Here is a 17,439-nt window from a genome sequence, read left to right as displayed (position 1 = left end):
AAAGATTGAGGATATTTAGTGGTGACTTCATTCGTTACACTGACATTGATGTGGTCGGTGGGATGCTTGTATGCAAATGCCGTAGGTATGACCGATAATGTAGCATCGGGGTTTTTAACCTGATGCAGTATTTAGTCTACCCCCTCACATCCCGGATGTTTTCATCCCTCTCAAAAGTCGCTTTGACAAACGGACATACCGGGACGATTTTAATTCCTTTTTCCCTGGCAAATTCAACCGCTTTCATTACCAGTTGTTTACCATACCCTTTTCCACCAAAGGCATCTCCGATACCTGTATGGTCTATTTTGATTTTTGTATCATCTGTCCATGTATAGGTCATTTCCCCTGCAAACTGTTCATTTTCGTAAATGACAAATCTACCTTTTTTGCCATTTTCTTCCTGTTCTATTTTTACCATAGTTCGTTTATTTGTCAGTATATGTTTTTTTCTATTTGAAAACTATGAAAACGATCGTTTGTTGACCATATTTATGGCACTATAACGAATAGTGTGGGTAACTCTATTACTTAGGAAAAATATTTTCCTAAGTTTCGTGTAATTATTCAGTGAAACAGGATATAAATCAAAATAGTAAGCCACGAATGCACGAATGAATATAGAGAGGCTAACTTGCTGAAATATTGAATAAATATATATCGAATATCACAAATGCTTTTCCAAAACTGGAAAAGTAAAGATACTTTCTTATTCGTGGATTCGTGGCTAAACAATTAGGTAGTTCCAGACTAAGATAATACTATCCATACAAACCGTTATAGAGCCATATTTATTACTTTATCTGTCCATTGTTTCGGAAAAAAAGTATGTAGGATAGAGAAAGGAGTTTATCTCTCCGCACTTTTGAAAAACCTGTTCCAGCGAATCTTGCCACTAAACCAGCCTTTGTCTTTGTCTAGAGATAACCATACGAATAACGGACGGCCCACGATATGATCTTCCGGAACAAAACCCCAGTAACGGGAATCGGCTGAATTATGACGATTGTCTCCCATCATCCAGTAGTAATCCATTTTAAAGCGGTAGGTAGTTGTCGCTTTATCGTTAATGTAAAATACGCCGTTTTTCACTTCCAGTTTATTGTGCTCATATACGCGGATGATTCGTTCGTAAATCGGAAGGTTGTACCGGTTCAGCACTAAGCGCATACCCCGTTTAGGGATCCATAAAGGCCCGTAGTTGTCCCTTGTCCAGGTTTTCTTCATTCCCAGAGGGAAAACCTCGCTATTTTGACAGATTACAGACAGGGTAAATCCGTCTCTTTTTACGATCGACCGGTTTTGATCTACCAGCGCCTGACATGAAGTGTTTTCCGGTTCAACCTTCAGTCGCTTTACCCCTTTCTGATGAAGCAATTTCTGGTAGCCATCCTGTGTTAAAGGAAAATGATATACTGGTAATCCCGGATTGAGATTTAGCGCTTTTAGCTGTTTCACATTTTGAGGATTATCCAGCATCATTCTGTCTTCATCACTAACTCCAAGATTATCCAGTGTTTCGTTATTCAGAGGTGTTCCATCTGTCTGGATGTAATAATTGAGCTGTATTCCGGGAATCTTTTCCTGTTTTTTGCTGTTTACATACACCTGATTGTTTTTGATCGTCAGCCAGTCATCTGCAATTGCCACACAACGTTTGACATAGTTTTCACGACGGTCAACAGGTCGGTAAACGATTTTTCCGTACACTCCCGGATTTACATTTACTATCTCACGTCCATACCGGAAACATTGTTCTGCTGTTGGGGTTACGTTGGGGAGTTGGTTTTTTATAAAAGCTAACCCTTCTTCATAGCAACTGGTGTAATAATCCGGATTCTGGCGGTTTATAGCCACCGTATCTCCGGTCGGAAAGTTGAATACCACAATGTCATTGCGTTTTATATTGTCGAACCCTTTCAGGCGTTTGTAGTCCCATTGCGGATTTTCAATAAACGATTTGCAATTGAGTATCGGAAGGGTGTGCTGAGCCAATGGGAAGGAGAGTGGGGTATTGGGTATACGTGGGCCGTAACTGGCCTTACTGACAAGCAGGAAATCCCCAACCAACAGAGACTTCTCAAGCGAAGAGCTCGGTATCTGGTAATTCTGAAACAAAAAGGAATTGATAAAATAGACAGCAACCAAAGCAAATGCAATTGCATCAAACCACCCCATTATGGTTCGTACATGCTTGTTTTTCGATTTTTTCCACCAAGTCCAGGGTATGTAATGAGTAATGAAGGCATCAAAAATTACAGGCAAGCCCAAAAGCCACCAGAAATTACCAACCCAGGCAATAAATAGGATATAAATCAGACTCCACACGCTGCACTTAATCCATTGTTTCAGCGGTTGTTGAAAATGTTTTGTTCGTTTGTCTTCGTTCATTTCTGTAAATTGTAGATTCGGGATTTAACCCAAACAGGTCATTGTCTGTAAAACTATGTGGTCACCGGATAATGAATTCCGGAAAAAGCATATCTCTCTTAAACGGGATGTTGTAATATTTCTTGTTATAGATGCTTTCAAAATTCAATATCGATTCTTCGGTTGTATGAAGTAAGAAGCAAAAACGCCAGACCCATCCCCTTTATTTCGAATGATATATTCTCTGTCTGGTACTCAGCACTGAGTTATAAGGCGGGTATTGATTGGAAGAAAACAGGCAAGGGGGGAGACTCATCCTAAAACTCCATATCTGTTGGATTTTTATTTACAATGACGCTGTCAGTGTTAAAATCCTCCGGACCTTTGAATTGCCTCCAGCTTTAGCTGGAGGTCAATGTTCATTACTTGTTTAACCCAATTGCCATTTTATAGGCTAATGCAGCTTCGGTACGTGGTGTCATTGTATCTGATAAAATGGTGTATGTTCCTTTTTCGGAGAGTTCGTCAGCCACTTTTTTGATTAAAGCCAAAGTCGCTTTCATCAAACCAGACCCCATGCTTAAACGGGCAACACCCAAATCCTGAAGTTCACGTACAGAAGGCGGTAACTCAGCCCCGATTGTCGGGTTTGATAGAATATTGATTGGCGCATTGATTTCCTTAACCAGTGTTCGGATTATTTCTTTTTCCCATACTGGCTGTACAAATATGCAGTCGGCACCTGCTTCCCGGTATTTATTACCACGCCTTATGGATTCTGCCAGTTTTTCCTGTGTCGAACCTGACGAAGTATAAAAAGAGTCAGTTCTTGCATTGATTACTAAATGAAAGCCCAGTGAATCCGATAATGCGCGAATGGCCGATATCCGCTCACAAAATTCCATTTCGTCCACTAGGACAGGACTTAACTCGATGCTGTCTTCGATGTTTATCCCTACTATACCGGTGGCAATGATTTTCTTAACCGACTCAATGATCTCATCCAGATTATTTCCGTATCCGGCTTCAATATCTACTGATACCGGAACCTGTACCGCATTTACGATTCCCGTTATAACCTGAAGCATTTCCGATAATTGTATGATCTGGCAGTCGGGGTAACCTAATGAAGCGGCTATTCCCATACTGGTTGTAGCGATTGCCTTGTAGCCACAAGCTTCTATTAACTTTGAACTTCCGGCGTCCCATGAGTTTAACAGAACCAAAATTTCTTCGTCAAGATGAAATTTGAGGAACATTTCAGCTTTTTCTTTTTGGATTGTTGGTACCATAATTCTGCTGTATTTGATGTTTACGTAAATGTAGCCAGGTTATCTATGAACTGAAAAGTTTCTGCAACTTCAAATATTGACAAAACTGGTGCTTTCCTTTTAGCTTGATCGAAGCGAGGTGCATGCTTAAACTTTTGCTTACAATCCATAGTGGCAAATCCACCGGTTTAGTACCTAACTCTCAATCGTAAATTGAAGCCTGTTTGTAGGTATTTTTACTATTCCATTATCAACGCAATATTCTATGTTCAAGTTGTCCAACATTTGACAAATTTCAGAGGAATGGTTGATTGTTTTATCCGGGACTAATCTGCCAATCTTTTTATTTTCAATGGGATTTATTTCAATCCACTCAATTTCTGAAATCAAGACAGGCTCACTGTTTTCAGTTTCAATATATTCACCTGATGGGTTTAATATCCATTTACTCCAATTTGACGAAATATCTCTGTCTGCTAGTTTTAGCCTATATTGCCAGGGTTTACCACTGAGATATTTTTTTATGAGGGGAATATTTGTCTTCAAGTTTTTCTTTCTTTTTTTATACCTCTATTATACGATCAATGTGAGCTTAAGTCAATTTCTCTACATCCCAACCATCATAAAGTTCTACATCACAATAATCAGCTAAGTCGTTAAAGGCCATATTTCTCAGGTTGCCCGCAGTCTGTAAATAACCCAATCAACAATAACAACACCGTAGTAGGCCGTTCGGCGACAGCCTCTGGCTTCGTCGTTATAAAATCAAAGCCTCCAGCTTTACCTTAAATGGACAAAGCCTCTGGTCTTATCAAAATATATAACTCCTGCTTCCCGATTATTGGCAAAGCGGGAGCTTTGCTTTTAGTTTGAACGAAGCGAGACGCTTCGCTCAACTACTGAGGGATATCCCAAAAGTCAAACTAAACACAAAGTTACTAAGGTGCAAAGTGTTTATATTCAATGATGTCTTTCTTTGCGTTCAATTAAGACCTCTGGGATACGTGCATCATTACAACTCACGCCAGAGAGGCGTTTACAATACAATAAACTTTGAAAAGCCCAAAACTCTGTCTTTCGTTTTGCAACAAATCACATATATACCGGAAGGCAACCCGGACACGTCAATTTGTGCCTTATTGGCCTGGATTGTTTTAGAAATCAGTTCCTTTCCGGTTAAATTGTAAATTGTTGCTGTGATTTCCGTGTTGTTTTCATTGATAGATAGGTGAAGAATGTCCTTTACCGGATTGGGATAGACAGCCAAAACATTCTTTTCAGAGATTGATTCTATGCCGGTAGTTCCCCATTTAGCATTCAATGCTTGTTTTTCTGCAACTGTAATCGGCATGACCGTTCCATGAACAGGGTAAAAATCATAGGATGCTGTTTTGGTAATAGCGTAAAAATTCTCCAAATCAGTACTGGTTGAGGTGACATAACCATTTATCATCATGATATAGGTATTGGAATCGAATTGTTTAAATACACACGATCCTTCAAAACCCTGAACCAAATTAGCGTTATTATCAATCGCATATCCTCCGGTCAGGTTGCTTGATATTGCCTTTTGCAGCCCCGATGCATTAATTTCATTTTTGAAAAACAAATGATAGATTCCGTCTTTGAGGATGATGTCCGGGTCAATAATTCCGGTGTTGGGTTTTTCGTACAATACCTTAGGACTTGCTTCTAATTTGGTAAAGTCAGAGTTGGCATACGCGTAATATATTTTTTGAGTGTTGGTCCCAAGACGCATAGCATAATAGATCATGTATTTTCCTACAGTCGGATCATAGATCGTTTGAGGAGCCCAAACCTGAGTGGCTGAACTATACTCAGGGTAAGTGTTCGGGATATTAACCACGCTTGATTTCCAATCGGTTAGATTGGATGACTTCAGAAGTACCATAGCCCGGTTTGAATCCCATCCCAATGCCGAGACCATATCTGTGGCTACCATATAATAGTTGCCGTCTTCTCCTCGAAAAATGTGTGGATCGCGCACTCCTCCCGACGAACTGATGGCAGACGAACTAAGCACAGGATTGTTTTTGTTTAATGCCTTATAATTATATCCATCATCGCTCAGGGCAAAATGGATGGCTTCTGAGCCATTTGTAAAATAGACAAACAGATACCCGGCGTAAGTATCTGCTTCGACAATATATACTTCGAAGGTTTTGGTGATTGATTCACTTCCTTTCGATAGGGTAGCGGTCAGTATTACTTTAGTCTTTCCGGTATTTTTAGCAGAATAATTCAGAATAGAGCCCGTATTTGATAAGGTGTCGGGTTTGTTGGAGCTCCATGTGATGGTTGACCCCTCAAAACCTTTCACCGGAAGGATCAGGTTTTGTTTAAGAGCATTCAGGGTTCCATAGAGGATCAGATTAGCAGAATCTTGTTTTACACTTAAACGATCGGACAGGAAAGGAATGACATATGCAATAAATTCTTTTGTTGCAGTAAATCCGTTTTTTGAAAGTGTTGCCGTCAGTTTTACTGTTGCAATTGATGCTCCCGATGCAGGACGGGTAACTACTCCTGTTTTTGAAATGACATTCACATTGTCCGAACTCCAGGTTATGACCACACCGCTTTGTCCTGAGGTGGGTAAGGTTAGATTAGATTTGACAGAATCTAATCCGCTCAATATTAAGTTGGATTTTGCATCCTCAATTTGTTGAATCACCAGGGCGCTGTCTAATCCTGCTTTTTGGGAAGCCAAACTGACAACTTCTTTAGCGGTAAGTGCCCGGCTATAAAGTTGGAAGTCATTCAGCATGGATTTCTGCAGATACACATCACTTGCATAACAGGATTTTCCTAAATAGTTGCTTGTGGTGGCCCCCAAAGTTGAAGGTTTAGTCTGGATGGTTCCTGATAAATATGCTATTCCATTGATATAGATCGTTCCGGTATTTCCTGATTGAGTATAAGCGATATGTTGCCAAGCTCCCTGAGTCAAAGGACTATATAAAGTGAGCGTTGTTTCACTTAACCAATTGTTTGGAGAAATGGCATAGCGTGTCTCTTTGGCAGAGAAAAACATATTTCCATTAGCTGTATTTGCCATATCATCGGATTTGGCAAATGTCCAGATAAAATTACCATAAGCACTAAGATCCGTAGCCTGATCCACATACACATTTAGAGCAATAGAGAAATCACTTAAGGATTTGATGATAGTCCCCGTCTTCTTCCCCATATCAAGGTATCCGTTTGCCGACCCCAAATCCAGAATATTGAAACGGCCTATTTTCCTTACTGTTGCACCATTTTTCAATGCACCATTGCATCCATTCCCGGAATTGTCTGTAACACTATCTGCGTAGGTTCCTTTTTCGAAAGTGTAATGGACTTTCAATGTGCTGTCTTGTGCATTCGTTCGCAATGAAATCATAATTGATGCAGCACACAAAATAAATGCAAGAAATGCATTCCTGTTTGATGCATTGCGGTGGTTTGATTTGTTTCTTAATGTTCTGGTTCTCATAGTGATTAGATTGGTTATTTCTAAGGTTATAAAAGGTCAGTTGAAATGAGTTCGCGGTCATTCGTTTTTCTTCGTTTATTCGTCTTGCACCAAAAGTTACAATTCAAACTCGCGCGAACGAGGGCAGGCTGTCGTTTTTTTCTTTATATAGTCGTCATAGCTGTTCCTTGTTGCGTTTCATTAAAATCATCCTTGATTTCAGTCGTGATATTATCGTGATCTTTTTGTCTTTTTAGTCTGAAATAATAGTTTGCTCTAACAACAATGAAATAGGTTTCTAATAACTTGGTTGTTACACCAAGAAGCAAGGACATAATATTGGATTCTGAATTCAAAAATAATGGTATTACAAACAGAAGCTCCAATAATACTTGAAGCAAAAACATTAAGGATGAGAAGCCAAATACTCTCCACCAATGATTATCTACCAATTTTTCACTAGCATCACATGAATCAATCGTTTTGTCATCGTTTGTTGCAACTTCACAATCAATAAATGATAAACGAACAGATTTATATATTCCAGGAACGATTAATAAAAGAGCATAACTTAAGATTTTTATTCCAGCAATAAATCCGACACCTATAAAAGTTGGCCATTTTCTTAGCCCATGTAATATAATGTCTTTAATACTTTGTTCTTCGTCATCTTCTTTTTCCAGTCTGTTTGTGATAAAATTTAAAATACCGAGCAAAGCAACAGAGCCGATTAAATACCTTATCATATCGTACGTATTGTTTATCAGACTTAGGTTATTTAAGTTTTCTTCAATGGAGAATACCTTCTCGAAAAGGACTGATATTAATTCAATACAAATTTGAGTAGGAAAATAAACAATCAGCCCAACAACCATTATTTTTTGAAGGTGCTTTTTCCATAGTTGGAAGCCCGATTTCATAGAATCAGAAATAGATAATTTAGTTTCAGTCATAAGTGTTTGATTGTGTTTGTTTTTATGTGTGTTGCCAATAGTTGATTTATGGTATTTGAGTATCCAGGTTAATCCCCCTCTAGCGAGGTTTAGCGCAGCCTACCTCGTGCTGGAAATTCGAGCAGCTTGTAGCTGCGGTATTGTCAGGTAAGCTGCAATATTTACTCCGTCTATGTTTTTCAATAATACCAGTCCACTACTTATAATTAATTTACGACAGCTACAAGCTGTCTTTGTTTTGGGCACGGGTTACGCTTTCGCTAAACCCGCGCCAGAAGTTACCCTGTAAACTCGCGCGAACGAGGGAAGATTATGACTCTAAAAATATTTTTTTAAGCACCATTTGATGTATTCTTGTTTTACGTTGTTGATGTCAAGTATTTTGAATGTAAGTGATCCTTTAGGAAGAAAAGCTCGTGCAAAGATATTTGCTTCAAGATTGATGATATTTATTTCGTTTCTATATTTATAGTGTTCATATCGTGAGATAGGTTGTCCGAATGGATCCCAAAATTGACTTTGGTATATTGTTGAGTCATTGTTATTAATCACTTCTATTCTAAGATTATGCCAGACATCAGTAACTACAAACGAGTTTTCAATATTGGGTTTTGTTTGAATCAGAAATGAATCGAGCCTGTAAAAGGTTTGGATTTTCTTAGTTATGGTTTTCCGTTCTTTTTTGAAGTCTTTGTCAAAGAAAAGTTCCTGATCTATTGATTTTGCCACATAGGCAATTGTTTTTTTATCAGGCTTTGTCAATAATGGTTTTACAAATGCGTCATTATAGTTCTCTTTATGAGTGTTCAGTTGAATAAGCCAGTTTTTAACGTAATGTTTATTTGGCATAGCATGTTTTTTAGTGGAAAACTCGGTTGTGTCTTTTGTGAATGTCCTGCCGTTTTTGCCAGCAGAACATGCAACTCTAAAGAAACGCGTTAATCTAAAGTTATTATCATTCGTTTGTGTATATTCAATCTGCTCACTATTTCCGTAGATTCCTGGGTTGTTCCAGGAATTATGTCCTTTGCTGTATTTAAAAATGATTTTTGTAGATGAATATGCTACAGGACCAAAAGCAAGAAGTCCTAGTAAAAGTGTCAGTGGGGATAGTAGTCGAATCATAGTTTTATCCAATTTGTGTCTGATTGTAATATCTGTTTAGAAGGTTATTTACGGTAGTTGATTATTATTCTTTCAGGATACCCAAGCATAAATACAAATGCAATCAATCCATTTCCCATTAATCTTTCTGAATAGTATAATTCTACCGTATTTCCCTCTAGCGCGTTTAGTAAAGCCTAACTCGAGCAGCTTGTAGCTGCGGTATAGTCAGGTAAGCTGCAATATTTACTCCGTCTATGTTTTTCAATAATACCAGTCCACTACTTATCATTAATTTACGACAGCTACAAGCTGTCTTTGTTTTGGGCACGGGTTACGCTTTCGCTAAACCCGCGCCAGAAGTTACCTTGCAAACTCGCGCGAACGAGGGTGATTTGGTCAAACTCCTTGACGGTTTGTTGGTGCTTAATTGCTTCCTGACTTTCATTTTGGTTAATTCAGAAAGAAAATTCAGATTAGCAAATATAAACAAAAAACGGAATAAGCTATTGTCTTTTGGAATGATTCATTTATCCGGCATCTTGCACATTTTAGCATAAGGGGTTTTGCTCTCCTGTTCAGCAAAGACCTATGGGCTATCGTTATTATATCAAAGCATCTAACTATACAAAATATGATTGTATTCCAAATTCAATATTCCTCCCTACCTACTTCTTACCCTAAGCGTACCTAAAGGCTCCATAAAACAGGGATAAACCAGCCATATAACAGGGATAAGACAGGGATATAACAGAAATAAATAGTGTAATATCCCTGTGATATCCCTTTTTAGTCCCCAATTATTGTATCTTTGTTATACTCCTTACATAGCCTTAGCTATCCCCTATACCACCGGTTGCATAAGAAGGGCAGGGTAGGTGCAGACTAATTAATCACATAAAAAAAAACGATATATTATGGCCAAACTGAAAGGACTTTTGAATATTACGGGCAAACTGGAAGATTTGTCCATGTATAAAATGCATGGTGTCGATGAGATTGTTGTCCGGAGGAAAGGCGGACCGACTAAAAAAATGATTAAGAATTCGGATAGTTGTATCCGTATCCGTGAGAACAATACTGAGTTTTCCACCTGTAGCGCGATGGGCAGGGTGATTCGGGATAATCTTCAGATTAATACGTATAGCTCGGACTACAGCAGTTCCGGTAAGTTGAATGCACTGATGATGCAGATGCTCAAAAAAGATGAACATCATGACCGGGGAGTGCGGGGGATTTGTTTATCCCAAAACCGGGAGATGCTGGATGGCTTTGACTTTGGTAAGAACCAAAGCTTCAATAACGTGGTCAAAAAATTGCCGGAGGTAGTGGTGGATCGGGAGCATCTCACTGCACGCATACGCATCCCGGAAACGCATGGTGAGAATCACCTGTATAACTTCCCCGGAAAGAGCTGGATGCGGTATGAAATCCGGTTTGCCATCATTTCGGATATGCAGTATAATGCAGAGCGGGAAAAAGCGATGCCAGTCAATGAGCTGTGTCACGGTATCAGTGCATACTATGAGTCGGAGTGGATTCCGGCCAAAGGTGTCATTCCGGGTCAGGAAGTTGTGTTGAGTGTGGCGGAACAGGCAGGAGGGAAGCTGAGCGAAAATGATTCTCTGGTGGTGTCGGTGACACTGCATTATGGAGATGTGGGTGTCGACGGTAAACCTCATGATGCGAAATATGGTGCCGTGACACGGATCTTTGCCGTGAAGTGATGTGGTGGGATACGACTGATCAGATGACTTGGAATCATCCGATCAGTACCTAGCCGCTTCAAGTCATAACAACAGGTTTTAAAAACCTGTTAGGCTTGACCTTTTGAGACACGCCCAATTTCACGAAGTTCTGAGTTCCTGCAAAACCGCGACAGATAATTTCATCGTGAAATTATTCGCTGCAATTTGCAGGGGCATTCTTGCCTGGAAATTATCTCCTGCAAAATCGTGGCACTCGTTCTCGCTGTGAAACGACCGGTTTTACCACGAAGTATTGCAAAATGACCCCGCATTTTTTTCATTATCTTTGTGGTCATGAAAATATATCCCGAAAATTGAAAACCAGCACAACACTTCCCGTCTATTCGTTGCGCAACTTCAGCAAGAGCGAGTTGGGCAGCCGTGCCTTTCAGGTAGAGGTGTTTGATGCCAATCGTCACTTTGCGGTGGAATATCCGCACCGGCATGATTTTTTCGAGGTGCTCTATCTCTATAAGGGTTCGGGAGTACATGTGATCGATGATAAACAGTACCAGGTACAACCGCCCTGCATCTTTTTCATGTCGCCGGGGCAGGCGCACAAACTGGAGCTGAGCAAAGACATTGAAGGCTACATTTTCCTATTTACATCTGATTTTTACCTCATCAACCAAAGCAACCAGAATCGCTTGCTGGAGTTTCCCTTCTTCTTTACCGTCCAGCAGACCAACCCTCCATTGCATCTGGAAAACGAGCAGGAGACTACATTTCTGGAAAAGCTGTTCATACAGGCGGTTAGCGAAGTGGGCAAGGCTGAGTATTCGGAAGAATTGCTGCGCTCGTTGCTGGATCTGATACTGGTGTATGCCGCTTCACTCTACAAAGTGGATGAGCAGATGCTGGTCAAAGGAAAAGGCCATTTGCTGGTCAAACGCTTTTTCCAGTTGGTCGAAGAAAACTACCAAAATAACTATTCGGTCAACGAATACGCCTCAATGCTGGCCATCACGCCTAACCACCTCACGCAAACCGTGAAGCAACTGACGGGTAAAACCAGCAATGATATTCTACAGCAAAAACAACTGCTTGAAATAAAGCGCCTTTTGGTGCATACAAACCTCGGTGTTTCGGAAATTGCCAATCAGCTCAATTTCGTGGACCAGTCCTATTTTACCAAGTTTTTCAAGAAAATGACAGGTATGACCCCGCTGCGCTTTCGGAGCGAATCCATGAAAAGTACCTAAATAACATGCCTTTTTACACGCGTATGTAATAAATATTGATTTCCTTTGCATCCGGAAAAATTCCTGCAATCCTTACGGTGATGCTTTTACCGTCAAGAATACAGATTATCATTCACTTAAATAATAAAAAACAACATGGCTAATTACTTCAACACGCTTCCTTTGAGAGAGCAATTGAATCAATTGGGAGTTTGCGAATTCATGGACAAAAGCGAATTCGCTGACGGCGTTAACGCGCTGAAAGGTAAAAAAATCGTTATCGTAGGTTGTGGCGCTCAGGGTTTGAACCAGGGTTTGAACATGCGCGATTCTGGTCTGGATATCTCTTACGCATTGCGTCAGGAGGCTATTGATGCAAAAAGAGCTTCTTACGTTAACGCTACTGAAAACGGATTCACTGTAGGCACTTACGAGCAATTGATCCCAACTGCTGACCTCGTAATCAACCTGACTCCAGATAAACAACACTCTGCAGTTATTGATGCAGTTATGCCATTGATGCAACAAGGTGCTGCTCTTTCTTACTCTCACGGTTTCAACATCGTAGAAGAAGGAAAGCAAATCCGTAAAGATATTACCGTTATCATGGTAGCTCCAAAATGTCCGGGTTCTGAGGTTCGTGCTGAGTATGTTCGCGGATTCGGTGTACCTACATTGTTGGCTGTTCACCCTGAAAACGACCCTGAGGGTAAAGGATGGGCTTATGCAAAAGCGTATGCTGTAGCTACCGGTGGTGACCGTGCGGGATGTCTTCACTCTTCTTTCGTTGCTGAGGTAAAATCTGACCTTATGGGTGAGCAAACTATCCTTTGCGGTATGTTGCAGACAGGTTCTATCCTTTGCTTTGACAAAATGATCGAAAAAGGTATCGACGCTGGTTACGCATCTAAACTTATCCAGTACGGATGGGAAACGATCACTGAAGCGTTGAAACACGGTGGTATCACCAACATGATGGACCGTCTTTCAAACCCTGCTAAAATCAAAGCATTCGGTTTGGCTGAAGAATTGAAATCTATCATGCGTCCTTTGTTCTGGAAACACATGGATGACATCATGTCTGGCGAATTCTCATCTACTATGATGAAAGACTGGGCTAACGATGATATCAACCTGTTGACCTGGAGAAAAGCTACAGGCGAAACCAACTTTGAGAAAACTCCTGCCGGTGACGTAGAAATCTCTGAACAAGAGTACTTCGATAACGGTGTATTGATGGTAGCTATGGTGAAAGCCGGTGTAGAATTGGCATTCGAAACCATGACTGAAGCAGGTATCAAAGAAGAGTCTGCATACTACGAGTCATTGCACGAAACTCCGCTGATCGCTAACACTATCGCTCGTAAAAAATTGTACGAAATGAACCGTGTTATCTCTGATACTGCTGAGTACGGATGTTACTTGTTTGACCACGCTTGCAAACCGTTGTTGACTGACTTCATGAAGAAAATCGATACTAACGTAATCGGTAAAGCTTTTGCTGAAGGTAAAGGTAACGGCGTTGACAACCAGGCTTTGATCGCTGTAAACGAAGAGATCCGTTTCCACCCAATCGAAATCGTTGGTGCTGAACTTCGTCAGGCGATGACTGCAATGAAAAAAATCGTAGGTTAATCCGCTGATTTTAAACTCAATTCTTTTAAGCATCAGTTTAAAGGATTCTATAAATAATAAGAAGGTGTTCTATCAATGATGGAGCACCTTTTTTATTTGAACGGAATAAAGAGAATGAGTTGGGGATAGATAAACTTTCATTTTCAGCAGAACCTTACGGGTGCAGCGGTTTTTAACCGCTGATTCTCATTATATCGTGTTTTTACACTAAAAATCAGAGAGTTTCTGAATCTCAGATAAATATCGTATCTTTGTACTCTCGACAATCAAGTTAATATTGAAATCATTCTCTGCAATGCTTTGATTCGCCCTTGTCGGCGGAACTTCTCATCGTTAAAAATCGACCTCAAAATCAGCTTCCTTGTTTGGATAACCCGGTCGCGAAAGTGTGAAAACAATGGTCGTGACACACTTTTACGAATATGATTAAATCGTTTTCTTTGGGGAAAAGTATATTGGCAGCAAATTAGCCAGGATGCAATGGAGATCAGAATCTTCATTGGCTTTTGCGTGCTTTTACCCTCTGTTGGTTCCGGAACAGATTCCCGATTGAACAATTTAATCCCGACATTCCAGCATTTTATTTCAATTAATTATCAAAAGATGGCCGCAGTGATGCAGCTGAACAAATTATGACATTTAAAGAATTACAAATATCAGAGCCGATATTGAAGGCACTGACGAACAAAAAATACGATAAGCCGACTCCCATTCAGGGGCAGGCAATCCCGGTCGCTCTTGCCGGCCGCGATTTATTAGGTATCGCACAGACGGGTACGGGGAAAACAGCAGCTTTTGCCATTCCCATTATCCAACAGCTTTGCCAGTCAAAATCGGAAAGAAAGCGGGAGATTAAGGCTTTGATTCTTACTCCGACACGTGAATTGGCGATTCAGATTGACGAATGTTTTACTGATTATGCCAAATATACGAATCTGCGCAATACAGTGATTTTCGGCGGGGTGAACCAACGCCCGCAGGTGGATAAGATTAAGCAGGGTACAGACATCCTGGTAGCTACTCCGGGACGATTGCTCGACCTGATAGCCCAGAAGCACATCAGTCTGGCGAATATTTGCCATTTTGTCCTCGACGAGGCCGACCGTATGCTCGACATGGGATTTATCCACGATATCAAACGCATACTCCCGATGTTGCCCAAGCAGAAGCAAACGCTCTTCTTCTCGGCAACGATGCCGAATGCCATTGCCAGCCTGTCAAAATCGATGTTGCAGAATCCGGCAAGGGTAGAAGTCGCTCCCGTATCATCGGCTGCGGAGACTGTGGATCAGCATCTCTATTTTGTAGAGAAACCGCAAAAAAGCGACTTGTTGATTACGCTGCTGAATCAGCAAAAAGATAAATCGGTACTGGTCTTTTCCCGTACTAAACACGGTGCGGACAAACTGGCCCGAATCCTGAATAAAAAAGGAATAGGCTGTGAAGCAATTCACGGTAACAAGGCCCAGAATGCCCGTCAGAGAGCCCTTACCAACTTCAAGTCGGGTAAAACCCGCGTAATCATCGCTACGGACATTGCTGCCCGCGGTATTGATATCGCCAATCTGGAGCTGGTAATCAACTACGATTTGCCGGATATGGCTGAGACGTATGTTCACCGCATCGGCCGCACCGGACGGGCCGGGAATAACGGAACGGCTCTTACGTTTTGTTCTCCGGAAGAAAAGGCGATGGTCAGGGAGATTCAAAAGCTGACGGGTAAGAAGCTGAATACTCTGTCGGTTCCAGCATAAGATAAGAAACAATAAAAAACAAATACTAAATAAATGGCGATTTCATTTAATAAGAAAGAGTTAGAAAAGAAGAAACAGTCTAAGAAACTGGAAAAACAGAAGCGCAAAGAGGAGCGCAAAGTCAGTGGTAGCAAATCGTTTGACGATATGATTGCCTATGTGGATGAAAATGGTATGATTACCGACACTCCACCGGATCCCACCAAAAAAAGCAAAGTGGATCTGGAATCCATCGCAGTTTCCACTCCTAAAAAAGAAGACGTAGAAGATCCTATACTGAAAGGTCGCGTAGAGCATTATAACTCAGCTAAAGGGTATGGCTTTATCAAGGACCTGGGTAGTACGGAGAAATATTTCTTTCACATCAACAATGCTCCCGATACGATTGCTGAAGGCAATATGGTGTCGTTTGAACTGGAGCGTGGCCAGAAAGGAATGAATGCGGTCAGAATTGAGTTGACCAAATAATCATTCTTTTATAACAGAATAGAGTTCCGGTTTTATCCGGAGTTATAAATACTCATTGAAGCGGTTTCAGCGATAGGCTGAAGCCGCTTTTTTCATGGTAAAAGTAAAGACATTTTCTCCGGTAAATTAATTTGTTGTTGCATCCGAAAACCGTAATTTTGTTCTTCTCAAAAAAAATTCTCCTCATTTGATCCTATAATGAAAATACTCCATACTTCCGACTGGCACCTCGGCCACCGGCTACATGAACACTCCCAATACGAGGAGCATTCGCTCTTTTTACACTGGCTGTCAGACTATATTTTACAAAATCAGATTGATGTGCTGCTTTTGGCGGGGGATGTATTCGATACGGGAGCGCCCTCGGCCCAAAGCCTGAAGCTTTACTATGACTTTCTGGTGAATCTGCGTCAGACGAATTGTCATTCCGTGTTTATCACCGGAGGAAACCACGATGCTCCGGGTACGCTCGATGCTCCGAAGGAGTTGCTGCATGCACTGTCCGTACAAGTGGTGGGAAAGGCGACTGAAGAATTGTGCGATGAGGTGTTTACTGTGGAGTGCAACGGTGAAAAGCTTCAGGTCGCTGCCGTTCCTTTCCTGCGTGACCAGGATATTCGTCGGGCTGTGGCGGGAGAGAGCTTCGATCAGATTACGGAGCGCTACAAACTGGCCCTTATGCGGCATTACCACGACGTGGCACGTATCTGCGAGGAGAATAAACCGGAAAAAGCATTGACTATCGCGATGGGACACCTCTTTGCCATTGGCGGAAAGGTATCGGACAGCGAGCAGAGCATCTATGTTGGTAATCTGGGCGATATCGGAGCAGAGGATTTTCCCGAAACCTTCGACTACATGGCGTTGGGACATTTGCACCGAGCACAAAAGGTAGGAGGGAAGGAGCATATCCGCTATTCGGGTTCGCCACTGACGTTGAGCTTTAGCGAGGTGAATCAGGAAAAACAGGTATTGCTTATCGAGACAAAAGATGCTCAGATAAAAGAGATTAGTCCCGTTGTGGTTCCGGCTTTTCGTCACATCAACCGCATCCGGGGAACGTATGACGAATGCGTGGCGAAATTGCAACTGATCGCACAGCAAGAGCATGCCCTCACTCCCTGGGTAGAGGTGATATTGGAAAGAAAACCTGATGCAATTCTCAGTTATACTGAAATCAACAAAGTGGCTGAACCGCTGAATGTTGAGGTGCTTCGGGTAACTTATAGCCAGACGAAAGAGGTCAATGGGGCAGGGCAATATGCCGAACAGGAACTGGATATCAATGACCTGGATCCGGTGGAAGTTTTCCGTCTGAAATGTAAAGAGGAAGATTTCGATTTGGAACAAAACCCCGAAATCGTGGATGCCTTTCACGAGATATTGCAATTGGTACAGGGGCAGTGAGGTGTTTGTATTTGTTTTCGGATGCGATGAATCGCGTCAGAATAACCCAAAACCTAACAGGTTTTGAAAA

Annotated in this window: 13 protein-coding genes; 6 read left to right on the top strand and 7 right to left on the bottom strand. The window is 41.3% G+C overall.

Going from position 1 to position 17,439, the window contains the following annotated elements:
• Window positions 1-136: 136 nt before the first annotated feature.
• From MLE17_RS12050 to MLE17_RS12020, 7 genes are all read right to left on the bottom strand, one after another.
• Window positions 137-421: a GNAT family N-acetyltransferase gene (locus tag MLE17_RS12050; RefSeq protein ID WP_243346984.1), complete on the bottom strand. Its 285-nt coding sequence runs from the start codon at window positions 419-421 to the stop codon at window positions 137-139.
• A gap of 428 nt (window positions 422-849) precedes the next feature.
• Window positions 850-2,391, bottom strand: coding sequence for a S26 family signal peptidase (locus MLE17_RS12045; RefSeq protein ID WP_243346983.1), 1,542 nt, complete (start codon window positions 2,389-2,391; stop codon window positions 850-852).
• A 401-nt stretch (window positions 2,392-2,792) separates the two neighbouring features.
• Window positions 2,793-3,662 carry an isocitrate lyase/phosphoenolpyruvate mutase family protein gene (locus MLE17_RS12040; protein ID WP_243346982.1) on the bottom strand — a complete coding sequence of 290 codons (870 nt, stop codon included), beginning with the start codon at window positions 3,660-3,662 and terminating at the stop codon, window positions 2,793-2,795.
• 174 nt (window positions 3,663-3,836) lie between these two features.
• Window positions 3,837-4,187, bottom strand: coding sequence for a DUF6678 family protein (locus tag MLE17_RS12035; RefSeq protein WP_243346979.1), 351 nt, complete (start codon window positions 4,185-4,187; stop codon window positions 3,837-3,839).
• A 490-nt stretch (window positions 4,188-4,677) separates the two neighbouring features.
• Window positions 4,678-7,140 (bottom strand): immunoglobulin-like domain-containing protein, encoded by a 2,463-nt coding sequence (locus MLE17_RS12030; protein WP_243346978.1) that lies wholly within the window; start codon window positions 7,138-7,140, stop codon window positions 4,678-4,680.
• A 143-nt stretch (window positions 7,141-7,283) separates the two neighbouring features.
• The gene (locus MLE17_RS12025; RefSeq protein WP_243346970.1) at window positions 7,284-8,072 is read right to left on the bottom strand and encodes a hypothetical protein; all 789 of its coding nucleotides are present in this window, start codon (window positions 8,070-8,072) and stop codon (window positions 7,284-7,286) included.
• A gap of 318 nt (window positions 8,073-8,390) precedes the next feature.
• Entirely contained in the window at window positions 8,391-9,197 is an 807-nt protein-coding gene (locus MLE17_RS12020; protein WP_243346968.1) for a hypothetical protein, read from the bottom strand.
• 896 nt (window positions 9,198-10,093) lie between these two features.
• On the opposite strand from MLE17_RS12020, the gene MLE17_RS12015 reads away from it, so the two are divergent.
• The 6 genes from MLE17_RS12015 (at window position 10,094) to MLE17_RS11990 (ending at window position 17,369) form a co-directional block, all read left to right on the top strand.
• Window positions 10,094-10,903: a hypothetical protein gene (locus MLE17_RS12015; protein ID WP_243346967.1), complete on the top strand. Its 810-nt coding sequence runs from the start codon at window positions 10,094-10,096 to the stop codon at window positions 10,901-10,903.
• A 335-nt stretch (window positions 10,904-11,238) separates the two neighbouring features.
• A complete protein-coding gene (locus MLE17_RS12010; protein WP_243346966.1) occupies window positions 11,239-12,126 on the top strand; it encodes an AraC family transcriptional regulator in 888 nt (295 codons plus the stop codon).
• A 135-nt stretch (window positions 12,127-12,261) separates the two neighbouring features.
• A complete protein-coding gene (ilvC, locus tag MLE17_RS12005; protein WP_243346964.1) occupies window positions 12,262-13,740 on the top strand; it encodes a ketol-acid reductoisomerase in 1,479 nt (492 codons plus the stop codon).
• A 632-nt stretch (window positions 13,741-14,372) separates the two neighbouring features.
• Window positions 14,373-15,494: a DEAD/DEAH box helicase gene (locus MLE17_RS12000; protein ID WP_243346963.1), complete on the top strand. Its 1,122-nt coding sequence runs from the start codon at window positions 14,373-14,375 to the stop codon at window positions 15,492-15,494.
• 33 nt (window positions 15,495-15,527) lie between these two features.
• Complete coding sequence (locus tag MLE17_RS11995; protein WP_243346962.1) at window positions 15,528-15,962, top strand: cold-shock protein; 435 nt, start codon at window positions 15,528-15,530, stop codon at window positions 15,960-15,962.
• Between the two features lie 198 nt (window positions 15,963-16,160).
• Entirely contained in the window at window positions 16,161-17,369 is a 1,209-nt protein-coding gene (locus MLE17_RS11990; RefSeq protein WP_243346957.1) for an exonuclease SbcCD subunit D C-terminal domain-containing protein, read from the top strand.
• Window positions 17,370-17,439 lie beyond the last annotated feature (70 nt).

The organism is Parabacteroides sp. FAFU027 (assembly GCF_022808675.1).
Classification (GTDB): Bacteria; Bacteroidota; Bacteroidia; order Bacteroidales; family UBA7332; genus CAXXIC01.
Note: the sequence above shows the minus strand (reverse complement) of the source record. Positions and strands in the feature narration are given on the sequence as shown.

Coding starts and splice junctions, on each gene's coding strand:
- MLE17_RS12050 (WP_243346984.1), bottom strand. CDS start 421: ATGGTAAAAATAGAACAGGAAGAAAATGGCAAAAAAGGTAGATTTGTC.
- MLE17_RS12045 (WP_243346983.1), bottom strand. CDS start 2,391: ATGAACGAAGACAAACGAACAAAACATTTTCAACAACCGCTGAAACAA.
- MLE17_RS12040 (WP_243346982.1), bottom strand. CDS start 3,662: ATGGTACCAACAATCCAAAAAGAAAAAGCTGAAATGTTCCTCAAATTT.
- MLE17_RS12030 (WP_243346978.1), bottom strand. CDS start 7,140: ATGAGAACCAGAACATTAAGAAACAAATCAAACCACCGCAATGCATCA.
- MLE17_RS12025 (WP_243346970.1), bottom strand. CDS start 8,072: ATGACTGAAACTAAATTATCTATTTCTGATTCTATGAAATCGGGCTTC.
- MLE17_RS12020 (WP_243346968.1), bottom strand. CDS start 9,197: ATGATTCGACTACTATCCCCACTGACACTTTTACTAGGACTTCTTGCT.
- MLE17_RS12015 (WP_243346967.1), top strand. CDS start 10,094: ATGGCCAAACTGAAAGGACTTTTGAATATTACGGGCAAACTGGAAGAT.
- ilvC (WP_243346964.1), top strand. CDS start 12,262: ATGGCTAATTACTTCAACACGCTTCCTTTGAGAGAGCAATTGAATCAA.
- MLE17_RS12000 (WP_243346963.1), top strand. CDS start 14,373: ATGACATTTAAAGAATTACAAATATCAGAGCCGATATTGAAGGCACTG.
- MLE17_RS11995 (WP_243346962.1), top strand. CDS start 15,528: ATGGCGATTTCATTTAATAAGAAAGAGTTAGAAAAGAAGAAACAGTCT.
- MLE17_RS11990 (WP_243346957.1), top strand. CDS start 16,161: ATGAAAATACTCCATACTTCCGACTGGCACCTCGGCCACCGGCTACAT.